Here is a 17,181-nt window from a genome sequence, read left to right as displayed (position 1 = left end):
GGCGGGAGGATCGATGAAGCAGGCTGAGGGATTTCAACGTAATTCCGAGCAAGTGGCTTCGCATCGTTGCGAAGTGCTCGAGCATCGCTGGGTCAACGACCGCTACAAATACCTTCGATTGCGGACGCCGTCGAATCTGGGGCAAACCACGCGGGCGGGGCAGTTCTACCAACTGAAGTGTCCGGTCAGCGACGATTTGCAGCCCTTCCTGCTGCGGCCCATGAGCGTATATGGCATGGGGCCCGAACCCGACGTGCTGGAGTTTCTGTACAACGTGACGGGGCTGGGAACCCGCGCGGTGTCCGAGCTGCCTGCCGGCGGGCATATGGATATTGTCGGCCCCTTGGGAAATACGTTTCGACTTGATGACGGCTTTGAACGCATCATGGTGGTGGCGCGCGGAGTGGGGTTGGCCACCATGGCGCCGCTGGTGAAAAAGGCGGCAGAGCGTGGCATTGTCATCACGGCCATTATGTCGGCGCGGGCGCCCAAAGATCTGATGCGCGACGAATTCTTGCGAGGCGTCCAGGCCGACGTGCACTGCGTCTACGACAGCGACGGCTCTTCCGACGTAGAGGCGGTCGAGGCCCTGATACGCGATTTACTCGCCAAATGTCGTCACGACGCCGTCTATACCTGTGGATCGCATCGCCTTTTGATGCTGCTTCAGCGCTTGCTTGCCGATCACCCCGACCTTATCGGCCAGGTGGCGATGGAGCAGCGCATGGCTTGCGGAATGGGTGTTTGCTTGTCATGCGTGCGCTTGTTCGACACGCCCGAAGGCGACAAGCAGTTTTTACGAGTTTGCCGCGAAGGACCGGTGTTCTCCATACGCGACGTGGTGGGAGAGGTGGAATTTGGCTAAGCTCAATGTCAAGGTGGGCGACCTGACCCTGCGCAACCCGGTAATGCCGGCGTCGGGTTGCTTCGCCATCGAATATGCCGAGGCGCTTGATTTCAACAATTTGGGCGCCCTGGTCATCAAAAGCGTTTCCCCCAAAAGCCGTGCGGGAAACCCCACGCCGCGCGTCTCCGAGACGCCCAGCGGCATGCTCAATTCCATCGGCATTCCCAGCAAGGGCCTGGATTATTATCGCCGCGAGGTTTTGCCGCCCTATACCCGCTTCGACACGCCCGTGGTCGTGTCCATTTCGGCCGACACGGTTGACGAGTTCGCACAAGCGGTAGCCCAGATGTCTCTGCCCGAAGTGGCGGTTATCGAGGCGAATATTTCTTGTCCCAACCTAGAGGCCGACGGCATGGCTTTCGCCATGGACCCTGAAACCACCTATAAGGCGGTAAGCGCCATTCGCCGCAATACCGATCATCGATTCTGGGCCAAGCTCACGCCCAATGCGTCCAACGTCGCCGTGGTGGCGAAGGCGGCCGAAGAGGCCGGCGCCGACGGCATTGTCATGGGGAACACGGTGTTGGGCATGTCCATCGACGTGCGTTCACGCAAGCCCAGCCTGGGCAATGTCATGGGAGGGCTGTCCGGGCCGGCCATCAAGCCGATCGCGGTGAGAATGGTGCATCAATGCTATCGCAGCGTGCGAATTCCCATCATTGGTTGTGGCGGCATCAACTGCGCCGAGGATGTCATAGAGTTCATGTTGGCCGGAGCGACGGCCGTGCAGGTTGGCACAGCCTCTTTCATCGATCCGGGCATCATGCAGAAAATCATCGACGGCCTAAGCGCGTATTGCGCCGAAATGGGTGTCGAAGCCATCAGCGAGCTTACCGGCCAAGTCAAGCTTGATCGTCAGCTTACCGATCGCTGGCTGCGTTTCGCGCAACAATCGGGCTAACCGCCGCTTGGGAGACCTGATGGACATCATGCAGTACCGCGATCTGGCAGAAAAAATCTTTCACGACATCCGCGAAATGTCGTTCGACGGCGTGGGCGTGACGCGCGAAAGCTATGGAAGCGGCGAATCTGCCGCCGGCGATTATCTTAGCCGGCTGGCCGAGGCCGAGGGCCTCGTGGTCGACGTGGATCGGGCCGCCAATATAGTGTTCAGCCCGCCCGATACCCCAGCCGGCCGGCCCGCCGTATGGGTGGGCTCTCATATCGATTCGGTTCCCCAAGGCGGCAACTACGACGGCCTGGCCGGGGTCGTGGCCGGTCTGTTGTGCTTGATCGCGCGGCAACGCCAGGGGGGAGAACAACTGCCTGTATTGCGAGTGGCTGCCTTTCGGGGCGAAGAAAGCGCCTGGTTCGGCAAAGCCTACATGGGCTCCAGCGCACTGTTGGGAAAATTAAGCAGCACCGACCTTGAACTGGTCCACCGCAGTACCGGCGACACCCTGGCCCAGTATATGGAGCAAGCGGGCGCCGATGTCCCGGCCATTCGCGAGCAAGAGGTTCTGGTCGATATAGATAGCATCCTGGCTTACCTGGAATTGCATATCGAGCAAGGTCCGGTCATGGTGGCTCGAGACCTGCCGGTGGCGGTGGTGTCGGGCATACGCGGCAATATTCGGCACAATCGCATCGAGTGCCTGGGCGACGCCCAACATTCGGGAGTGGTGCCGCGCTGGCTGCGCCATGATGCCATGTTTGCGGTGTCCGACCTGATCATGCGGCTGGACGAACATTGGCGCGTGCTGCTCGAGCGCGGCACTGATCTTGTGGTAACTGTGGGCGTCGTCCAGACCGACCCGGCCGAACACTCTATTTCGCGTATTCCCGGGCGGGTCAGTTTCAGTTTCGAGGTGCGCAGCAAAAGCAACGATACGCTTGAAGCGTTTTACCAACTGATGCGTGCGGAATGCTCGGCGATCAGCCGCGAAAGAGGTGTGAAATTCGAATTTGATCGACGAGTGTTCAGTGAACCGGCTACTATGGACCCTCGAATCTGCGATATTCTGTCCGATGCAAGTGAAAAACGCGGCGTGCCCTTTGAGGTGATTCCTAGCGGCGCGGGGCATGATGCGTCGCTGTTTGCCAACATCGGCATACCCAGCGGCATGTTGTTCGTGCGTAATCAGAACGGTTCCCACAACCCTCACGAAGCGATGGAGATCGACGATTTCATGTTGGGCGTCCAGGTGTTGGCGGACGCCCTGTACCAATTATCCTGAAGGTTTTTTAATTATGAGTGCATTCCGCATCGAGCGCGACCTATTGGGCGAGCGCGAAGTTCCTGTCGATGCCTATTATGGTGTACATACGCTGCGAGCGTGTGAGAATTTTCAGATTTCGGGCACGCCGGTATCGGTGTTTCCGGAACTGGTGGTGGCGCTTGCCGCGGTGAAACAGGCCGCGGCCGAAGCAAATACCGACCTTGGCCTGCTTGCAACAAAAAAATGCGACGTGATTTCGGCCGCGTGCAAAGAAGTTCGCCAAGGCGCGCTGCATGAGCAGTTCGTGGTGGACGTGATCCAGGGCGGGGCGGGTACGTCGACCAACATGAACGCGAACGAGGTTATTTGCAACCGGGCGCTCGAGCTTATGGGGCACGAACGGGGGCAGTATATGCATCTGCATCCGAACGAAGACGTCAATATGGCGCAAAGCACCAACGACGTCTATCCCACGGCCTTGCGTATTGCCACCTTGTTTTTCATGGATGGCCTGTTGGCCGCCATGCGCCACCTGCGCGAAGCGTTCGATGCCAAGGCGGCAGAGTTCTCGCCCATGCTGAAGATCGGCCGCACGCAAATGCAAGATGCGGTACCCATGACCTTAGGCCAAGAGTTCTCCACCTATGCCGTGATGCTCGAAGAAGACATCATCCGGCTGGACGAGGCCAAGCGCCTGATCAGCGAGATCAACCTGGGTGCTACCGCCATCGGCACGGGGATTACCGCTCATCCCGACTATGCATCCAAAGCGGTGGCCTCGTTGAACCGCATTACCGGGCTGTCGCTGCATACCGCTCCCAATTTGATCGAAGCCACCCAAGACTGCGGGGGGTTCGTGCAATTGTCGGGTATCCTCAAGCGGATCGCCGTAAAACTGTCCAAAACCTGCAACGATCTGCGGCTGCTGTCCAGCGGCCCGCGCGCGGGCTTGGGCGAGATCAACCTGCCGCCCATGCAGGCGGGGTCTTCGATCATGCCAGGCAAGGTAAACCCTGTCATTCCCGAGGTGGTGAACCAGATCGCCTTCGAGGTGATTGGTAACGACCTCACGATTACCATGGCGGCCGAGGCCGGCCAGTTACAGCTCAACGCCTTCGAACCCATTATCGCCAATGCGCTGTTTCGCAGCTTCAAGCACCTTACCAATGGATGCACCACGCTTGCCGACCGATGCGTGCGAGGAATTACAGCCAACCCCGATCGTCTCAAGGAAAACCTTGATCGCTCCATCTCGCTGGTGACGGCGCTTAATCCGTTTATCGGGTACGAAGCCGCCACGGCCGTTGCTGCCGAAGCCTACGCCAATGGCACCAATGTGCGAGACGTCATCCTGCGACGCCAATTGATGACGGAAAGCGAGCTGGACGACGCGCTGTGCCACGAAGTGCTGACGCAGCCGCGAGTCTACGAACTGGTCAACAGGGCGCGACCCAGTCAGCCCCATATCGGGGAAGACATTAGCTGAATGGCGGCAAGTCATTTCCGCAAACTGGAGAAATCGTGACCATACAGCATACGCCCGACGCCGACTCCAAGATCGTTGCGGCCGCCTTGCTGGACGCGGGGTGCGTCACGGCGCGCACAGACGAGCCCTTTCGGCTTCCCTCGGGGTGGGCCAGCCCTGTCTATATCGATTGCCGTCGCCTGATCTCGTTCCCGGCCTTGCGCCGCGATCTGGTTGCGCGCGCGATATCGCTGCTGTCGGCCAAAGGGGCTGTCGATGGTATCGCCTCGGTGGTGGGCGGCGAGGCCAGCGGCATCGCGCTGGCTGCCTGGCTTGCCGACGCGCTCGATCTTCCCATGCAGTACGTTCGCAAGAAGCAGGCCGGGCAAAGCCAGGTCGAGGGCGTCCTCGAACCGGGTTCCAAGGTGTTGCTCGTCGACGACATGATGGCTGGAGGGCAGTCAAAACTTCGGTTCTGCCAGGCTTTGGCAGCCGGCGGCGCACATGTCGAAGACTTGTTCATCGTTTTCGATTACGACACCTTTCCCACCGGAAAACTGCTGGGGCCGCTGGGCGTAAGGGTACATGCACTGGCGACATGGCGCGATGTGCTGGCGGTGGCGGTCGAGCGGGAAGACTTTCCACCGCGTGTGCTTGACGAGTTGGCCGACTTTCTGCACGACCCCGCCTCTTGGTCTCGTGATCGTGGCGGACGCGCTTCTTATCCAGAAATGGGCACATGAGTTCCAGACGTACATTCAAGTCTTCCATCGACTACGCATCGCTGGGCAACCGGCTTCGCGCCTATCGCGTTGGTGCGGGCCTTCAGGCCGCCGATGTCGCCCAAAGCCTGGGCGTCTCGCGGGCTGTCGTCTACCGGATGGAAAAAGGCGAAATCGTCAAGATCGAGATGCTGGAGCGCCTGGCGCACTTGCTGAATACTTCGTTGGCGTCCTTGATCGGGGTTGAAATCGAGTATTACTCGAACGCCATGGGCCTGTTCGAGCGAATGAGGCAGCTCGAGCAAAGGTCCGACCGAATCTTCGCACATTTCGAGCCCGTATCCCTGCTGCTTACCACCGATCAGTATCTGGAACACATGCGCTCGATGTTGCTCGAGGCGACTCCGCGTGAAACCGGCGGTGTTCTCAAGCAAAAAGAAGTGGATGAACTGATACGCCTGATTGCCGAACGCAAGGCGTCGTTCGAGCAACGAAAACCGCATTTGATCAGTTTGGTCGGGCTGCGCGAGCTCGAGCGATTCTTGCAGAACGGCCTGGTGGGCCGCCTTGATTTACCGGCCCATACGCGCACGGTTCGTCAGCAGGCGGCGCGCGCCGAAGTCGAGCATATGGCCGAACTAATGGAAAGCGAGCCCTTGCATGTGCAGATCGGCCTTGTTGACGACTCGATGCCGGCCTCGACCTTCCAGGTGTTCACCATGGGCCGCAAGAAAGCGTTGGCGGTCAGCCCCTTCAGGCTGGGGGAACTGCCCAACGTACGCAATGGCATCGCCACCGTCATTGAATCGCCGCAGGCCCTGCGTTTATACGAGAATATGATCTCCAAACTGTGGCGGCATGCCTATAAGGGAAAATCCGGCGCTCGCCGCCTCAGGCAGTTGTTGGCCGGCCGCTAGGCCGCCGACCGGCCGGAAAGCGGTTTGCCGATAAGAGGTTTATCATTCAAGTACGAGCGCGGCACTTTGCGTCCGTCGTTTTTCAGTTAGTCCTGATGGAGCCATCATTACATGACGTTCAAAGAAATCACCGAGCGTTTTGCGCGTTCCGAGTCCGGCAGCGACTCGTTCAAGCTCTTTTTCAAAGAGGCGTTCGAGCTCATGAAATCAGACCCCGATAATGCGGGTCTCTATTTCGTCGTGGGTGTCGCGGCGCAAACGTACGTGATCAAATATGAAGACCAGGCGGTCGATCCAGAATTCGCCGATCGGGCCAAGGCCACGCTTGAAGGCTTCAATCGCCGGTTGCTTGAAGCACTCGGCATGGAACCGCTGGCGCGCTTGCGCGTCCTGGGCCAAGTGGCCGTCGAGTACGAATGGGAGGTCGACGCGTTCTAAACGCCTACGCAGTACCGGGAACGATTGCTGGGAATCGACAGTGGCACATTGTTTGCTACGGTTTCAGGCCCCAATTCCAGGAAGAACAACAATGGTTGACATCAATACGCCTATTTGCTTCGCGTGGAAGCGGGCGGGTTCTATTTCGGCGGCATTGGCGTTTTGCCTGTTTGCCGCCTCTCCAACGCAAGCGCAATCCGTGCGCGATGCCCGCACATCGCATAGTGCAACCGCCACGCCGGGCCAGGGATTTTCCCTGCAATACGGCTACCATTCCAAGTACCAGCGCTTCGGTTTGGCGTACGAGACCCCGCCTCTGTGGACTTATCCGTTTGAAAACAGCGGCCGGCTCGATCTTAGCGTTGAGCTGGGCGCCGGATACTGGAAGGCCGACCGAAGAGACCCCGACAGCATGTGGCAGGTCGCTGTCGTACCCGTGGTGCGCTGGTGGCCGGGCGACACCTATTATTTTGAGCTGGGGGTCGGGCCCTCGCTGCTGAGCCGTGCGCATTTTGCCGGCAAAGAGCTAAGCACCCGCTTCCAGTTCACCTCGCATATCGGCGGCGGCATCGTGGTCGACGAGGTGCATCGCTTCGGTTTGCGCTACACCCATGTCTCGAACGCCAGCATCAAGACGCCCAATCCGGGGCTAGACCTGATCGAAGCCTCGTATACCTATCAGTTTTAAGGCTTGCGCCGGGGTTTCAGTGGTGGCCGCCCTGCAGCCTTGCGGCGCGGCGCGCCCGGCGCTTGCGGTCCCAGACGATGATGCCCGTGATGGACAGCATCACCACGATCAGCCCCATGATTGACATCATGACGCGTCCAGACATGCCCAGGATGCGCCCGGAGTGCAGCGGAAGCTGCAACTGGACGAAGACGTCCGCCGTGGTGCCGTGCCACGGCCGGTGCTGGCCCAGTACCGATCCATCTTGGGCATCTATGTACAGGTTTGACAGGCCCATGCCCGACGCTCCCAGCTCGTCGGAGGGGTCGAAGAACGATACGTTGTAGAAATCGTAGCCGCCGCCATAGTAGATTCCGGCCGGCGGAAATTCGAATCCGCGCCGCCGGCCTTCGTCGCGCGCGATGTCCACCGCTTCCTTGAAGCTCAGCTTGGGAACTGTTCGCGTGCCGTAGGGCGCGGGCGTTTGTGTTTCGTAGGGGCCGGGGGTGGTTTGTGAAACCAGCGACATGGCGGGGTAGAACACTTCTTTGTACAGGTTGAGCGAGAAGGACGTGAACGCCACCACCAGTATGATGCCCCATACCCAAAGCCCGCCCGCGCGATGCAGGTCGAAATTCAGCTTGAAACCGCCCGCTGTCCAGCGCACCAGCCACGAGGGTTTCCAGCGGGCGAACCAATGTCCGGGCTTGCGATGGCGATGGTGCTGCGTGGCGGTGTCGCGCAGACGGCGCGGCCAGGTAAGGTAGAACGCCACCATGCTGTCGAGCAGCCAGATCAGGGCGATGCCTCCCATCAGCCAATAGCCCCAGCGGTCGGTGCCCCAGAAGGCGGGTATGTGGAGGCTTTCGTGGATGTTGCGCACGAAGGGCATCAGGCTGCGGCGGGCAAAAGAAGCTGCTTGAGAGTCGCGTCGGCCGGTGATGTCTCCGGTGACGGGATCGACGAAGATGTTGTTGTAATCGATCGCGTAGGGCTGTCCGGTGGTGTCGTCGATGCGCGGCCGAACCAGGAAACTGGCCGCATGCCCCTCTTCCAGCGCAAGCGATATATAGCTTACCTCCACGCGCGGGTCGGAGGCTTCGACCAGGGCGGCCAGCTCGATGGGGTCACGCATGGGGCCGCGGCTGTCGACCTTCATGATGTCGGCGTTCAGCCACTCGTCGATTTCATGGTCCCATGAAGTGATTGCGCCGGTCAGGCCGGCGACGATTAGGAACAGGGCGATGAAAAGGCCCAGCCAGCGGTGAATCAATATGCAGGCAGCGCGCATTCAGAGAAAAGCCTTTACAAGAATGGGGTCGTGGCCGGTATCGCGCAGCTTTACGCGAGCCGGCCACGGGGTGTGTGTCTTTAGAAGTCGGCTGACATCGACAGCTTGAAGATGCGGCCGCGCCCCTGGGTAAGGGAGCCATTTGCGGCTATGGTGCCGACGGTAGCCCAATAGCGGCGGTCGGTAACGTTGTCCACAGCCGCGCGCAAAGTCATATTATGCCCCGAGACCTGGGTGCGATAAGTGGCGCCAAGATCAAGACGAGTCCAACTGGCTGTCTTGTACTCGTTCGAGGCGCTGGTGTATTGACCACCCTGATGGCGGACCTGGGCCTGAAGGCTAAGGCCCGGTAGTGCGCCCACGTCCCATTCTGAACCCATCACGGCAATAAAGCGGGACACTCCGGCTGCATTGTTGCCGTCATTGAGTCCGCCGGCGGTATTGCGCAACTTCGGCTGCATATAGGTAACCCCGCCCGTAAGCCTCCAGCCTTTGATCGGTTCGCCATAGATATTGAGTTCTATGCCTCGGTTGCGTTGCTTGCCGTTGAGCCCGAATACGCCTGTTGCGGGGTCAGTATAGGCTTCAGGTTTTTGAATTTGGAATACTCCCAGGCTGCCGCCCAGATTGTCCAGATCCACCTTCACGCCGGCTTCGAATTGCTTGGTGCGGTAGGGGGCCAGCACTTCTCCGGGGTTGGTGGTGTCTTCGAGTGGAGCCACTCCGCCTTGTGTCAGGCCTTCAATGTAGTTGGCATACAACGAAACCGTATCCCACGGCCGTACCACCAGCCCCACAGCCGGGGTGACGATGGCCTCATGGTAATGGGCTTCCTGCTCGGTGGTGGTGATGTCGTATCCGTTGTCGGTAATCGCCTGGTAGCGTCCGCCCAGGGTCAATAGGACATCGCCGTCCAGCAGGGACAAGGTGTCCGACAGGGCAAGGCTGCGAAGCTGCGTGCGGCGGGAAATGTTCGGATCGTCCATGTCGCCGCCAGACAGCTCTGTCGCCGGCCGGGGAACCGAGCTTTGTTCATAAATGCTGATGGCGGGAAGATCGCTGAATGCCATCTCCCATGCTTGCCGTGCAGTCGTGTTCAGGGCCGAATAGGCCAGGTTCACCCGATGGCCCACGCTGCCCGTATCGAACTCGCCGCGCAAGCCGATTTCACCTGTGACCGTATCGCGCTGGTAGGGCACTTCCAGCATTCCCGCCGTGCCATTGCCTGCGCCGTCGACCGTCACGGAGGAATACACGCCGTCTTCTTTGTCGCGGCTTATGCCAATGGCTGCATAACTTGTCCAGGACGGAGCCAGGTCGTACTCGACGCGGCCAACGCTGAACGTGCTTTCCAGGTCGCTATAGCTCCAGGGTTGCCCATAATTGACGTCGGTGCCGGGCGCATCGGGGACGGGGCCGGACAGGTTCACATTGGGCCGGGGCCGGTCGAAACGTACTCGCTGATAACCCGCATCCAGCGACGCCCGCAGCTTGTCGCCTCGGTAGTCCAGCCCCACGGCGCCGACTGTGGAACGCATGTCGGAATCCCTCACCTCGGTCTCGCCGTCGCGGTATGCGGCGTTCACGCGGATGCCCCAGCGATTGTCTTCGCCCCAGCGCCGCCCGATGTCCACACCGCCTCCAACCTGGCCACGGCTTGTGTAATCAAGTGTCCCGCGGGTAAGTGGATCATCCGTGGCGCGCTTGGGCTGGATATTGATCAGGCCTCCGAGCCCGCTGCCGCCAGGCGCCGCTCCATTCAGGAAGGCGCTGGCGCCCTTGAATACCTCAACCCGTTCGACCATTTCGGTGGGCAGGATCTGGCGCGGCAATATGCCGTACAGCCCGTTGAAGGAAAGGTCGTCGTTGTACAGCGGCAGCCCGCGTATGACGAAGCTTTCTGCCTGGTTGCCGAAACCCAGGCCCGTCTGGACCGACGCATCGTTCTTCAGAACGTCCCCCAGCGTGCGTGCTTGCTGACTCTCGATCAGCTTGGCGGTGTAGCTGGTCTGCGTGAACGGCATATCCATGTAGTCCATATTGCCCAGCACGCCCGCCTGGCCGCCGCGCGCAACAAGGCCGCCGGCATAGGCTGGCGGGGTATCGTTGTTCAGTGGCGCGGAGCCGGTAACAGTGATCGCCTGCATCGTGGTCGGCGGCGTGGCGACCGTTTGGGCCTGCAATAGCACCGGAAAAGAGCAGGCCAGTAACACGGATAGTGTGCCGCCGGTGGCGTAACGCAGCGGCGAATGCGCACGCATCATTGGATTAGCCCACGGAAAATAAGTGGCCCTAGACATATTGGTTGGTCCCCTCATGACTTTTACCGGCGTATGGAAGTCTGCGGAAAAAGTGTTTCGATTCTATAATTAGAATGAGAACAATTATTATTAATCCGAAGAGGGCGGCCTGTAAAGAGGCGCGTAGCCAACTGTTGTCATGAAGTCGCAAAATACCTGGCCAAGTGGCGGCCGCCGGCCAACCGCCCTTCGCTTTATCGCCCGCCTGGCTTACATCGGCGCGACGCCAAAAAGCCAGCGATGCAGAAAACCGACGAATAGTCCGTAGACGACCAGGCCTCCGACGATACAGACGGCATCGTTAAAGCGGCCCGCCGATACCGAGGGGATGGCCTTGGCCGGCCGCTTCGACATGGATATGAGATCGGCAATCGCCCACACCAGAAAGCCGCCAAACAACAAGACGTCGGCCCAACTGCCGTTGGACAGCAAGTGTGCCACTGCCCACAATATCGTCGCCCACAGCATGGGGTGGCGGACGGCCGACTTGATCCGTCCTGGAAAATATGTGGCGAAAAGCAGGATGAAAACCGGCAGCATCAGCAGGTGGGTCAGGTGGCGCAGCCCGGCGGGGGGAATATAGGCCATCGAGGGCGCTTGGCGCGCAAGTCCGTATCCGTAGATGACGAGCAGCAGGCCAATGATGGCAATGATCGAGTACAGGCCCTTCCAGCCGTGCTCGCCGAGCCGTGCGCTCATGCGGGGTGCGAGCCGGGGCTTGACGATGCCTGTCGAATGTATGCCTAGAAAAATAATCAAGCCGATGATAAGGATCAACATGGGGCGCCTCCGTGGGATATTGGTGCATATTGCACTCTGTGTACTTGCAATTATTTCGACCGCTGCAGCACCGCGCGTTCGGGGCGGGGGCCTTCGGCCTTGCCCGTGATGGGCGGCTTGGGCAGGCTTGCTTCGCCTGGCTCGATGATGAAATGCCTCTTCAGTGTGTACCACAGTCCCGTTACGTCGGCGGCGGGGGCCGGCTCGTTTTCGTGCGGCACATAGTCGGCCACCAGGGCGCGGGTCACGCCGAATTGCGCATCGGTTTCCAGGTTGGGGTCGTCCGACGAATACACTTGCGAAAACTGCGTCTTGAAGCCGGGCTTGTGGATCATGAAATGGATGTGGGCCGGCCGCATATTGTGCCGGCCTTGAGCGCGCAGCAGCTCACCAACCACGCCCGATACGGGAATGGGATACCCCACCGGCTTGACGGTGCGAAACCAGAGGTGGCCTTCGGAATCGGTGGTGAACTTGCCGCGCAGGTTCATGTCGGCCTGTGTAGGGTCCTGGTTTTCGTAGAAACCGTCGGCCGAAGCCTGCCATACGTCGACTTCGGCGCCGGCCACGGGCTTGCCGTCTTGATCGTGAACCCAGGCGTCGACGAAAACGGGTGCTCCGGGTGTTTCAGACCGCACGATGGAGCCGCCGTTCTCGGTAGCGGGCGAGTTCATGCGCCAGAACGGCCCCATGAGGTTGGCCGTGGTTTCGGTGTTGCCATGGTCGCCGTTGTTAAGCAGGCATACCAGCGAGGACAGGCCCAGAGAGCCGGCGGCCAGCACGACCTCGTTGTGGGACGCAGTGCTTAGCTGCCCCAGCCTTGCCACATAGGCGCACACTTTGTGGAACTCGGCTTCGGTAAGCCTGGTTTCGCGGGCGAAGTCATGCAGATGCCGCACCGCCGCCGACATCAGCTCTTTGAAACGAGCGTCGGGCGCGCGATTGAGCTCGTCGAGTACGGCTTGGGTAACGTCTTGCTGTGTACCGATGATCATGGCTTGTCTCTTTGGAAATGGCCCGACTTGGGAATGGCTCGAATAAGCGGAAATGGCTGGGAAGCCGGTAATGACAAATAGTCAGAACAGCCCGAACAGCCCGCCCCGGCCGAGCGAACTCTTGCAGCTTCGGTATTGCGCGCCGAAGCGCTCGGCCCGCGCCTGCACCTGGCCGGCGACATTCTTGAGCCAGCCCTTGCGGTCGTAGCTGCGATTGCGATAGCCTGTCCAGCCCTCATGGTAATTGAGGTATTGTCCGTATGCATCCCATTTCGAAACACCGTTGAGGCGTTGCGACTTGCTGATATACCAGCCCATGAAGTCAATGGCGTCGCCGAAGTTGTCGCGGCTGGCGAACCATCCGCCGGCCTCGCGCTTGTAATCGGCCCAGGTTTCGTCCTTGGCCTGGGCATAGCCGTAGGCCGAGCTGACCCGGCCCCAGGGAATGAAGCCCAGAAAGTAATAGCGCGGAGGCTTGGCGTCGTGCCTGAAGCTCGATTCCTGGTACATCATGGCCATCGGCACCTGCGGCGGCACGCCCCACTTTCTTTCGGTGGCAAGGGCTGCCTTGTGCCAGGCGGGCTTCTCGCGAAAGATCTGGCACAGGTTTTCGGGGCTCGAAGGCGGCACGGTGGCGCAGCCCGCCAATGCCAGGCAAAGCAATGCCGGCAGGGGCAACGGTGAGCGCATCAATGTTCTTCTCCTGGTATGCGTCCGGTTCATTTCATATTGTCTTCGCGATTGCGGCCCGTTTCCCTTAAAACTCATGCACGGCCGAAAGGCCCGCCGTCCACGTGCGTCCGGGAGCGGGCTCGTAATAACGGCCCTGGCCGGCGTTGACGATGGTGGAGCCTATATAGCGCCGGTCGAACAGGTTGTCCAGGCGGGCAAAAAGCTCGACGCGCCAGCTATCCAATTGCCAGGCATGGCCGGCATGCGCCGAAGCAGTGAAATGGCCGGGGGCGGTCGCCGTGTTGGCGTCGTTGGCATGGATGCGTCCAACATAACGGCCTTCGATGCCCGCTCGCCAGCCCATGGGCGGCGCCCAGCTCAGGGAGGCGAAAGCAGTATGGCGCGCAATGCCCGGGAGGCGGTTGCCCGCCGTGATGCTGTCGGCGTCCGCTTCGGCCCCGGGTACGTCGTCGCGGTACGTTGCGTCGAGCCAGGCATAGGAGACCAGCCATTGGCCATGACGCTTCCACGAGGCCGACCAGCTAATCTCAAAGCCGTTTCTAAGTGTCCGCCCCGCATTGCGATAGCTGCTTCGGCCGCCTTCCGACTGCGCGACGACGATTTCGTCCTCTGTGCGGGTCTGGAACAGGGCGGCGGTAAGCAGGCCGGAGCCCAGGCGGGCCTTGGCGCCGGCCTCGATGCTGGTGTTGCTCGAAGGCGCAAGCCCGAGGTTGAGGCCGGGCGAGCCGCCTGGCCGGTAGGAAACCTCGCTGAAGGTGGGTGTTTCGAAGCCGCGGCCCGCCGCAAAATACAGATTGAGGTTGTCGGCCGCTCGGTAGCGCAGGGCGCCCACCGGCAGCAGGCGCTGATAGCGGATGGCGCCGCCGTCGTCGCCGTTATGCCCCGTGACGTAATGGTCGCGCGACTGGAAGCTTATGTCGCTATAGCGCGCCCCGGCCTCCAGCGCCCATCTTTCCGAGAGGTTCCAGGAAGCTTGCAGATAGGGGTCGATGTTGCGCAGCCTGTTGGTTTCGTCGCGGCGCAGTGCGCCCTTGATTCCAAGCCGGTCGCCGGCAAAATTCTCGTAGCCTCGCCGGTCTTCGGTCAGGGTGTCGTAGGCAAGGCCGGCCGCAAGGGTGAAAGGCCGGCCCGCCAGCGTCATGCGAGAGGTCCAGCGCAGGTCCAGGCCGGCGTATTCGCGCTCCAGGTCGATCACGCCGCCGGCGTGGGTCGGCCGAATTTGCGCTGCTTTCGGGATGCCCAGAAACTGCATTGTCTTGCGCTGGCCGTAATAGGCCATCAGGCGTAAATCGTTGTCGTCGTTCAGCCGGACATCGTAGAGCAGGCCGGCCTGAGACTGGCGAACGGTCTTGCGCGTGTTGTAGAGCATGGCGCTGGGCGCAGCGTTGTGCGGCGTGTTCATGGCTTCGTCGTATTCCAGGCCTTGCGGGTCGTCGGCGTGCAGGTCGACACTGTTGACGAACAGCGTCAACCGGTCGCGGTCGTTCAGAGCCATGCCCAGCCGTGCGTTGGTCATGTTCTTGCGCGCGGCGCTGTGTTCGCGGAAGCCGTCGGTCTCGTACCGGCTGGCGCTGACCAGATAGTCGAATGCGCCGTCGTCTGGCGCTCCGCCGGCTTTCAAGCCGTATCGCAACTGTCCGTGGCTGCCCGCCGCGAAATCGGCGGACAAGGAGGCCGGAGCCTCGCCCTTCTCGGTGAACACCTGCACGATGCCTCCCGACGAGTTGCCGTGCAGCGCCGAGAACGGCCCGCGCATGATCTCGATGTGATCGACCGAAGCGATATCGATATTGGAAGTCTGGCCTTGTCCATCGGGCATGGTGGCGGGTATGCCGTCGATGTAAAGGCGTACGCCGCGCACGCCGAAGGTGGAGCGTGCGCCGAAGCCGCGTATAGAAAGCTGGAGATCCTGCGCATGGTTGTACCGGTTGCGGATCAGCACGCCGGGCACGTGATCAAGCCGTTCCGACAGATCCGCCTGCATGGCGGCGGTGCGTAGCCATTGGCCGTCGATGCGGTCGACCGAGGCCGGCGTGTCGAACAGCGGCTGCTCCATCAGGGCGGCCGATACCTTCACCGTCTCCAGCGTGACTGCGTCCACCTGGGAAGGCGGGCCGGCTGCCTGCGCCAGGCTTGGAGCCGGTGCAAGAAAGACCATCGCAGAGACCAGGAACAGGCCTGGCGTCCTGCACAGGACGACCCATGCGGCGGACGCTCGCCAGGAGGCGCTCCGTCGCGCTTTCACCGGCCCGTTTGCAATCTATACACCACGGTGTCGAGCCGCTGCACGCCGCTGCGCAGGAATTTTTCCTCGTCCCGCAGAATGTCGCGTCTTTCGATTTCACTGGCCCGAGTGCGTGCGGTGAACAAAGCCTGAACCTCCTTCTCGGGCACCGAGAACGGCGGGCCGTCCATCTGCTCTTGCGGATAGTCCAAGGTGATCAGCAAGCCTTCGCAGCCTTCGGGCAGATGGTTGTACACGTGGTCGACGTAGGCCTGCCGCATGTCGGCGGGCAGGGCGATAAGAGCGGCGCGGTCATAAACGCCCTGGCAGCTTGCAAGTGTTTGTGCATCAAGGTTGAAGATGTCGCCACAGATGAGTTCAAGGTCGCCGGCGACGTAGTGCCGCCCCTGGCTGGATTCATGCGTGACGGGCTTGAGGCCATGCTCTGCGAAAAACTGCTCGACGGCCAGTGAAGAAAGTTCCACGCCCAGCACGCGAAAGCCCTGCGAAACCAGCCAAGGCATGTCCAGCGATTTGCCGCACAGGGGTACGAGCACGCGCGAGCCTGTGGCAATCTGTAGCCCTGGCCAGTGCTTGCACAACAGCGGCATGACCTGATCCTGATGAAAATGGGTGCGTCCTTCGCGCCAGCGTCCGAGCCAGAATTCGGCGTCCATAAGCTTGATTCCTTGCTGTAATGGTTGGGTTTGGGCCATTGTAGACAACGGGGTCGGCAAGGACCCTATGGTAGTATCAGCGACGCGTTCACTCAGTTGGTATCAGACATGTTCAGATGGCTGGCCGGCCGGGGTGCAAGAAAGCGCGATGTGGCGCGCACTTTGGCGGGTATCTCTCACGATGACTGGCGGCTTGTCGTCCGGGGCCTGCCTTTTTTGACCGGCCTGACGGCCGATGAAGAAGAGGCATTGCGTGTCCGTAGCGCCTGGCTGCTTGCCAGCAAGTCTTTCAGCGGCGCGGGCGGCTTGGTTGTTTCCGACACCATGATGCTTTCCATCGCCATCCAGGCAGCGCTTCCCATACTGCAACTCGATACCCGGCTTTATGAAGGCTGGACGGAGATCATTGTCTATCCGGGCGGCTTTCTCATTCCGCGCAGCGACATGGACGAAAGCGGGGTGGTGCACGAATACATGATGGAGGCGTCCGGCGAAGCCTGGGAAGGCGGGCCGGTCATTCTGTCGTGGGATGATCTTTCGCGCGCCGGCGATGAAGGTGTCAATGTAGTCATACACGAGTTTGCGCACAAGCTTGATCTGTACGCCGGCCAGGCCGATGGCATGCCCAGCCTGGCAGCACACTCCCATATCGATCCCAGACATTGGAAACGCATACTGGACAATTCGTTCGAGCAGTTCAACCGGGCCCTGGACGTGGTGGAAGAAGCCATCCCGCCACATGTCGACCCCGAAAGCGACGAGGCGGCGCCCTGGTATGACCGTTTGCCGTTGGACGCTTACGCAGCAACCGATGAAGCGGAATTCTTCGCGGTAAGTTCCGAGGCGTTTTTTGTGCAGCCCCAGCCGCTGGCCGATGCCATGCCTGAATGGTATGGGCTGTTGGCGCAGTATTATCGCCAGGATCCGCTCAAGCGCTTTGGCTAGG

Annotated in this window: 16 protein-coding genes; 9 read left to right on the top strand and 7 right to left on the bottom strand. The window is 60.7% G+C overall.

Annotation, left to right across the window (positions count from 1 at the left end; translation table 11 throughout):
• Positions 1–13 precede the first annotated feature (13 nt).
• From ACIY1O_RS04420 to ACIY1O_RS04385, 8 genes are all read left to right on the top strand, one after another.
• Positions 14–865: an iron-sulfur cluster-binding protein gene (locus tag ACIY1O_RS04420; protein ID WP_397473872.1), complete on the top strand. Its 852-nt coding sequence runs from the start codon at positions 14–16 to the stop codon at positions 863–865.
• Positions 858–1,808: a dihydroorotate dehydrogenase gene (locus ACIY1O_RS04415; protein WP_397473871.1), complete on the top strand. Its 951-nt coding sequence runs from the start codon at positions 858–860 to the stop codon at positions 1,806–1,808. The genes ACIY1O_RS04420 and ACIY1O_RS04415 overlap by 8 nt, the downstream gene beginning before the upstream one ends.
• Before the next feature lie 19 nt (positions 1,809–1,827).
• On the top strand, positions 1,828–3,084 hold the full coding sequence (locus ACIY1O_RS04410) for a hydantoinase/carbamoylase family amidase (RefSeq protein WP_397473870.1): 1,257 nt from the start codon (positions 1,828–1,830) through the stop codon (positions 3,082–3,084).
• A 13-nt stretch (positions 3,085–3,097) separates the two neighbouring features.
• Positions 3,098–4,552, top strand: a complete 1,455-nt coding sequence (locus ACIY1O_RS04405; RefSeq protein ID WP_397473869.1) for an aspartate ammonia-lyase — start codon at positions 3,098–3,100, stop codon at positions 4,550–4,552.
• 35 nt (positions 4,553–4,587) lie between these two features.
• Positions 4,588–5,274: an orotate phosphoribosyltransferase gene (locus tag ACIY1O_RS04400; RefSeq protein ID WP_397473868.1), complete on the top strand. Its 687-nt coding sequence runs from the start codon at positions 4,588–4,590 to the stop codon at positions 5,272–5,274.
• A complete protein-coding gene (locus ACIY1O_RS04395) occupies positions 5,271–6,170 on the top strand; it encodes a helix-turn-helix domain-containing protein (RefSeq protein WP_397473867.1) in 900 nt (299 codons plus the stop codon). Before ACIY1O_RS04400 ends, ACIY1O_RS04395 begins: the two co-directional genes overlap by 4 nt.
• Positions 6,171–6,281: 111 nt before the next feature.
• A complete protein-coding gene (locus tag ACIY1O_RS04390) occupies positions 6,282–6,608 on the top strand; it encodes a hypothetical protein (RefSeq protein WP_397473866.1) in 327 nt (108 codons plus the stop codon).
• Between the two features lie 91 nt (positions 6,609–6,699).
• Positions 6,700–7,296 carry an acyloxyacyl hydrolase gene (locus ACIY1O_RS04385; RefSeq protein ID WP_397473865.1) on the top strand — a complete coding sequence of 199 codons (597 nt, stop codon included), beginning with the start codon at positions 6,700–6,702 and terminating at the stop codon, positions 7,294–7,296.
• A 16-nt stretch (positions 7,297–7,312) separates the two neighbouring features.
• On the opposite strand, the gene ACIY1O_RS04380 is transcribed toward ACIY1O_RS04385, so the two are convergent.
• The 7 genes from ACIY1O_RS04380 to ACIY1O_RS04350 all read right to left on the bottom strand — a co-directional run bounded on the left by ACIY1O_RS04380 (position 7,313) and on the right by ACIY1O_RS04350 (position 16,235).
• Positions 7,313–8,566 carry a PepSY-associated TM helix domain-containing protein gene (locus tag ACIY1O_RS04380; RefSeq protein ID WP_397473864.1) on the bottom strand — a complete coding sequence of 418 codons (1,254 nt, stop codon included), beginning with the start codon at positions 8,564–8,566 and terminating at the stop codon, positions 7,313–7,315.
• An 80-nt stretch (positions 8,567–8,646) separates the two neighbouring features.
• On the bottom strand, positions 8,647–10,866 hold the full coding sequence (locus tag ACIY1O_RS04375; RefSeq protein WP_397473863.1) for a TonB-dependent receptor: 2,220 nt from the start codon (positions 10,864–10,866) through the stop codon (positions 8,647–8,649).
• 210 nt (positions 10,867–11,076) lie between these two features.
• Positions 11,077–11,646 (bottom strand): NnrU family protein, encoded by a 570-nt coding sequence (locus ACIY1O_RS04370; protein WP_397473862.1) that lies wholly within the window; start codon positions 11,644–11,646, stop codon positions 11,077–11,079.
• Positions 11,647–11,696: 50 nt separating this feature from the next.
• Positions 11,697–12,641, bottom strand: coding sequence for a dioxygenase family protein (locus tag ACIY1O_RS04365; protein ID WP_397473861.1), 945 nt, complete (start codon positions 12,639–12,641; stop codon positions 11,697–11,699).
• An 81-nt stretch (positions 12,642–12,722) separates the two neighbouring features.
• Positions 12,723–13,331, bottom strand: a complete 609-nt coding sequence (locus ACIY1O_RS04360) for a transglycosylase SLT domain-containing protein (RefSeq protein WP_397473860.1) — start codon at positions 13,329–13,331, stop codon at positions 12,723–12,725.
• Between the two features lie 67 nt (positions 13,332–13,398).
• On the bottom strand, positions 13,399–15,492 hold the full coding sequence (locus ACIY1O_RS04355; RefSeq protein WP_397473944.1) for a TonB-dependent receptor domain-containing protein: 2,094 nt from the start codon (positions 15,490–15,492) through the stop codon (positions 13,399–13,401).
• A gap of 83 nt (positions 15,493–15,575) precedes the next feature.
• Entirely contained in the window at positions 15,576–16,235 is a 660-nt protein-coding gene (locus ACIY1O_RS04350) for a thiopurine S-methyltransferase (RefSeq protein ID WP_397473859.1), read from the bottom strand.
• A 108-nt stretch (positions 16,236–16,343) separates the two neighbouring features.
• On the opposite strand from ACIY1O_RS04350, the gene ACIY1O_RS04345 reads away from it, so the two are divergent.
• On the top strand, positions 16,344–17,180 hold the full coding sequence (locus tag ACIY1O_RS04345) for a M90 family metallopeptidase (protein ID WP_397473858.1): 837 nt from the start codon (positions 16,344–16,346) through the stop codon (positions 17,178–17,180).
• Position 17,181 lies beyond the last annotated feature (1 nt).

It is taken from the genome of Pusillimonas sp. (assembly GCF_044464525.1).
Taxonomy (GTDB): Bacteria; Pseudomonadota; Gammaproteobacteria; order Burkholderiales; family Burkholderiaceae_B; genus Pusillimonas.
The sequence above is the reverse complement of the archived record's forward strand: the minus strand, read 5'-3'. Positions and strand labels throughout refer to the sequence as shown.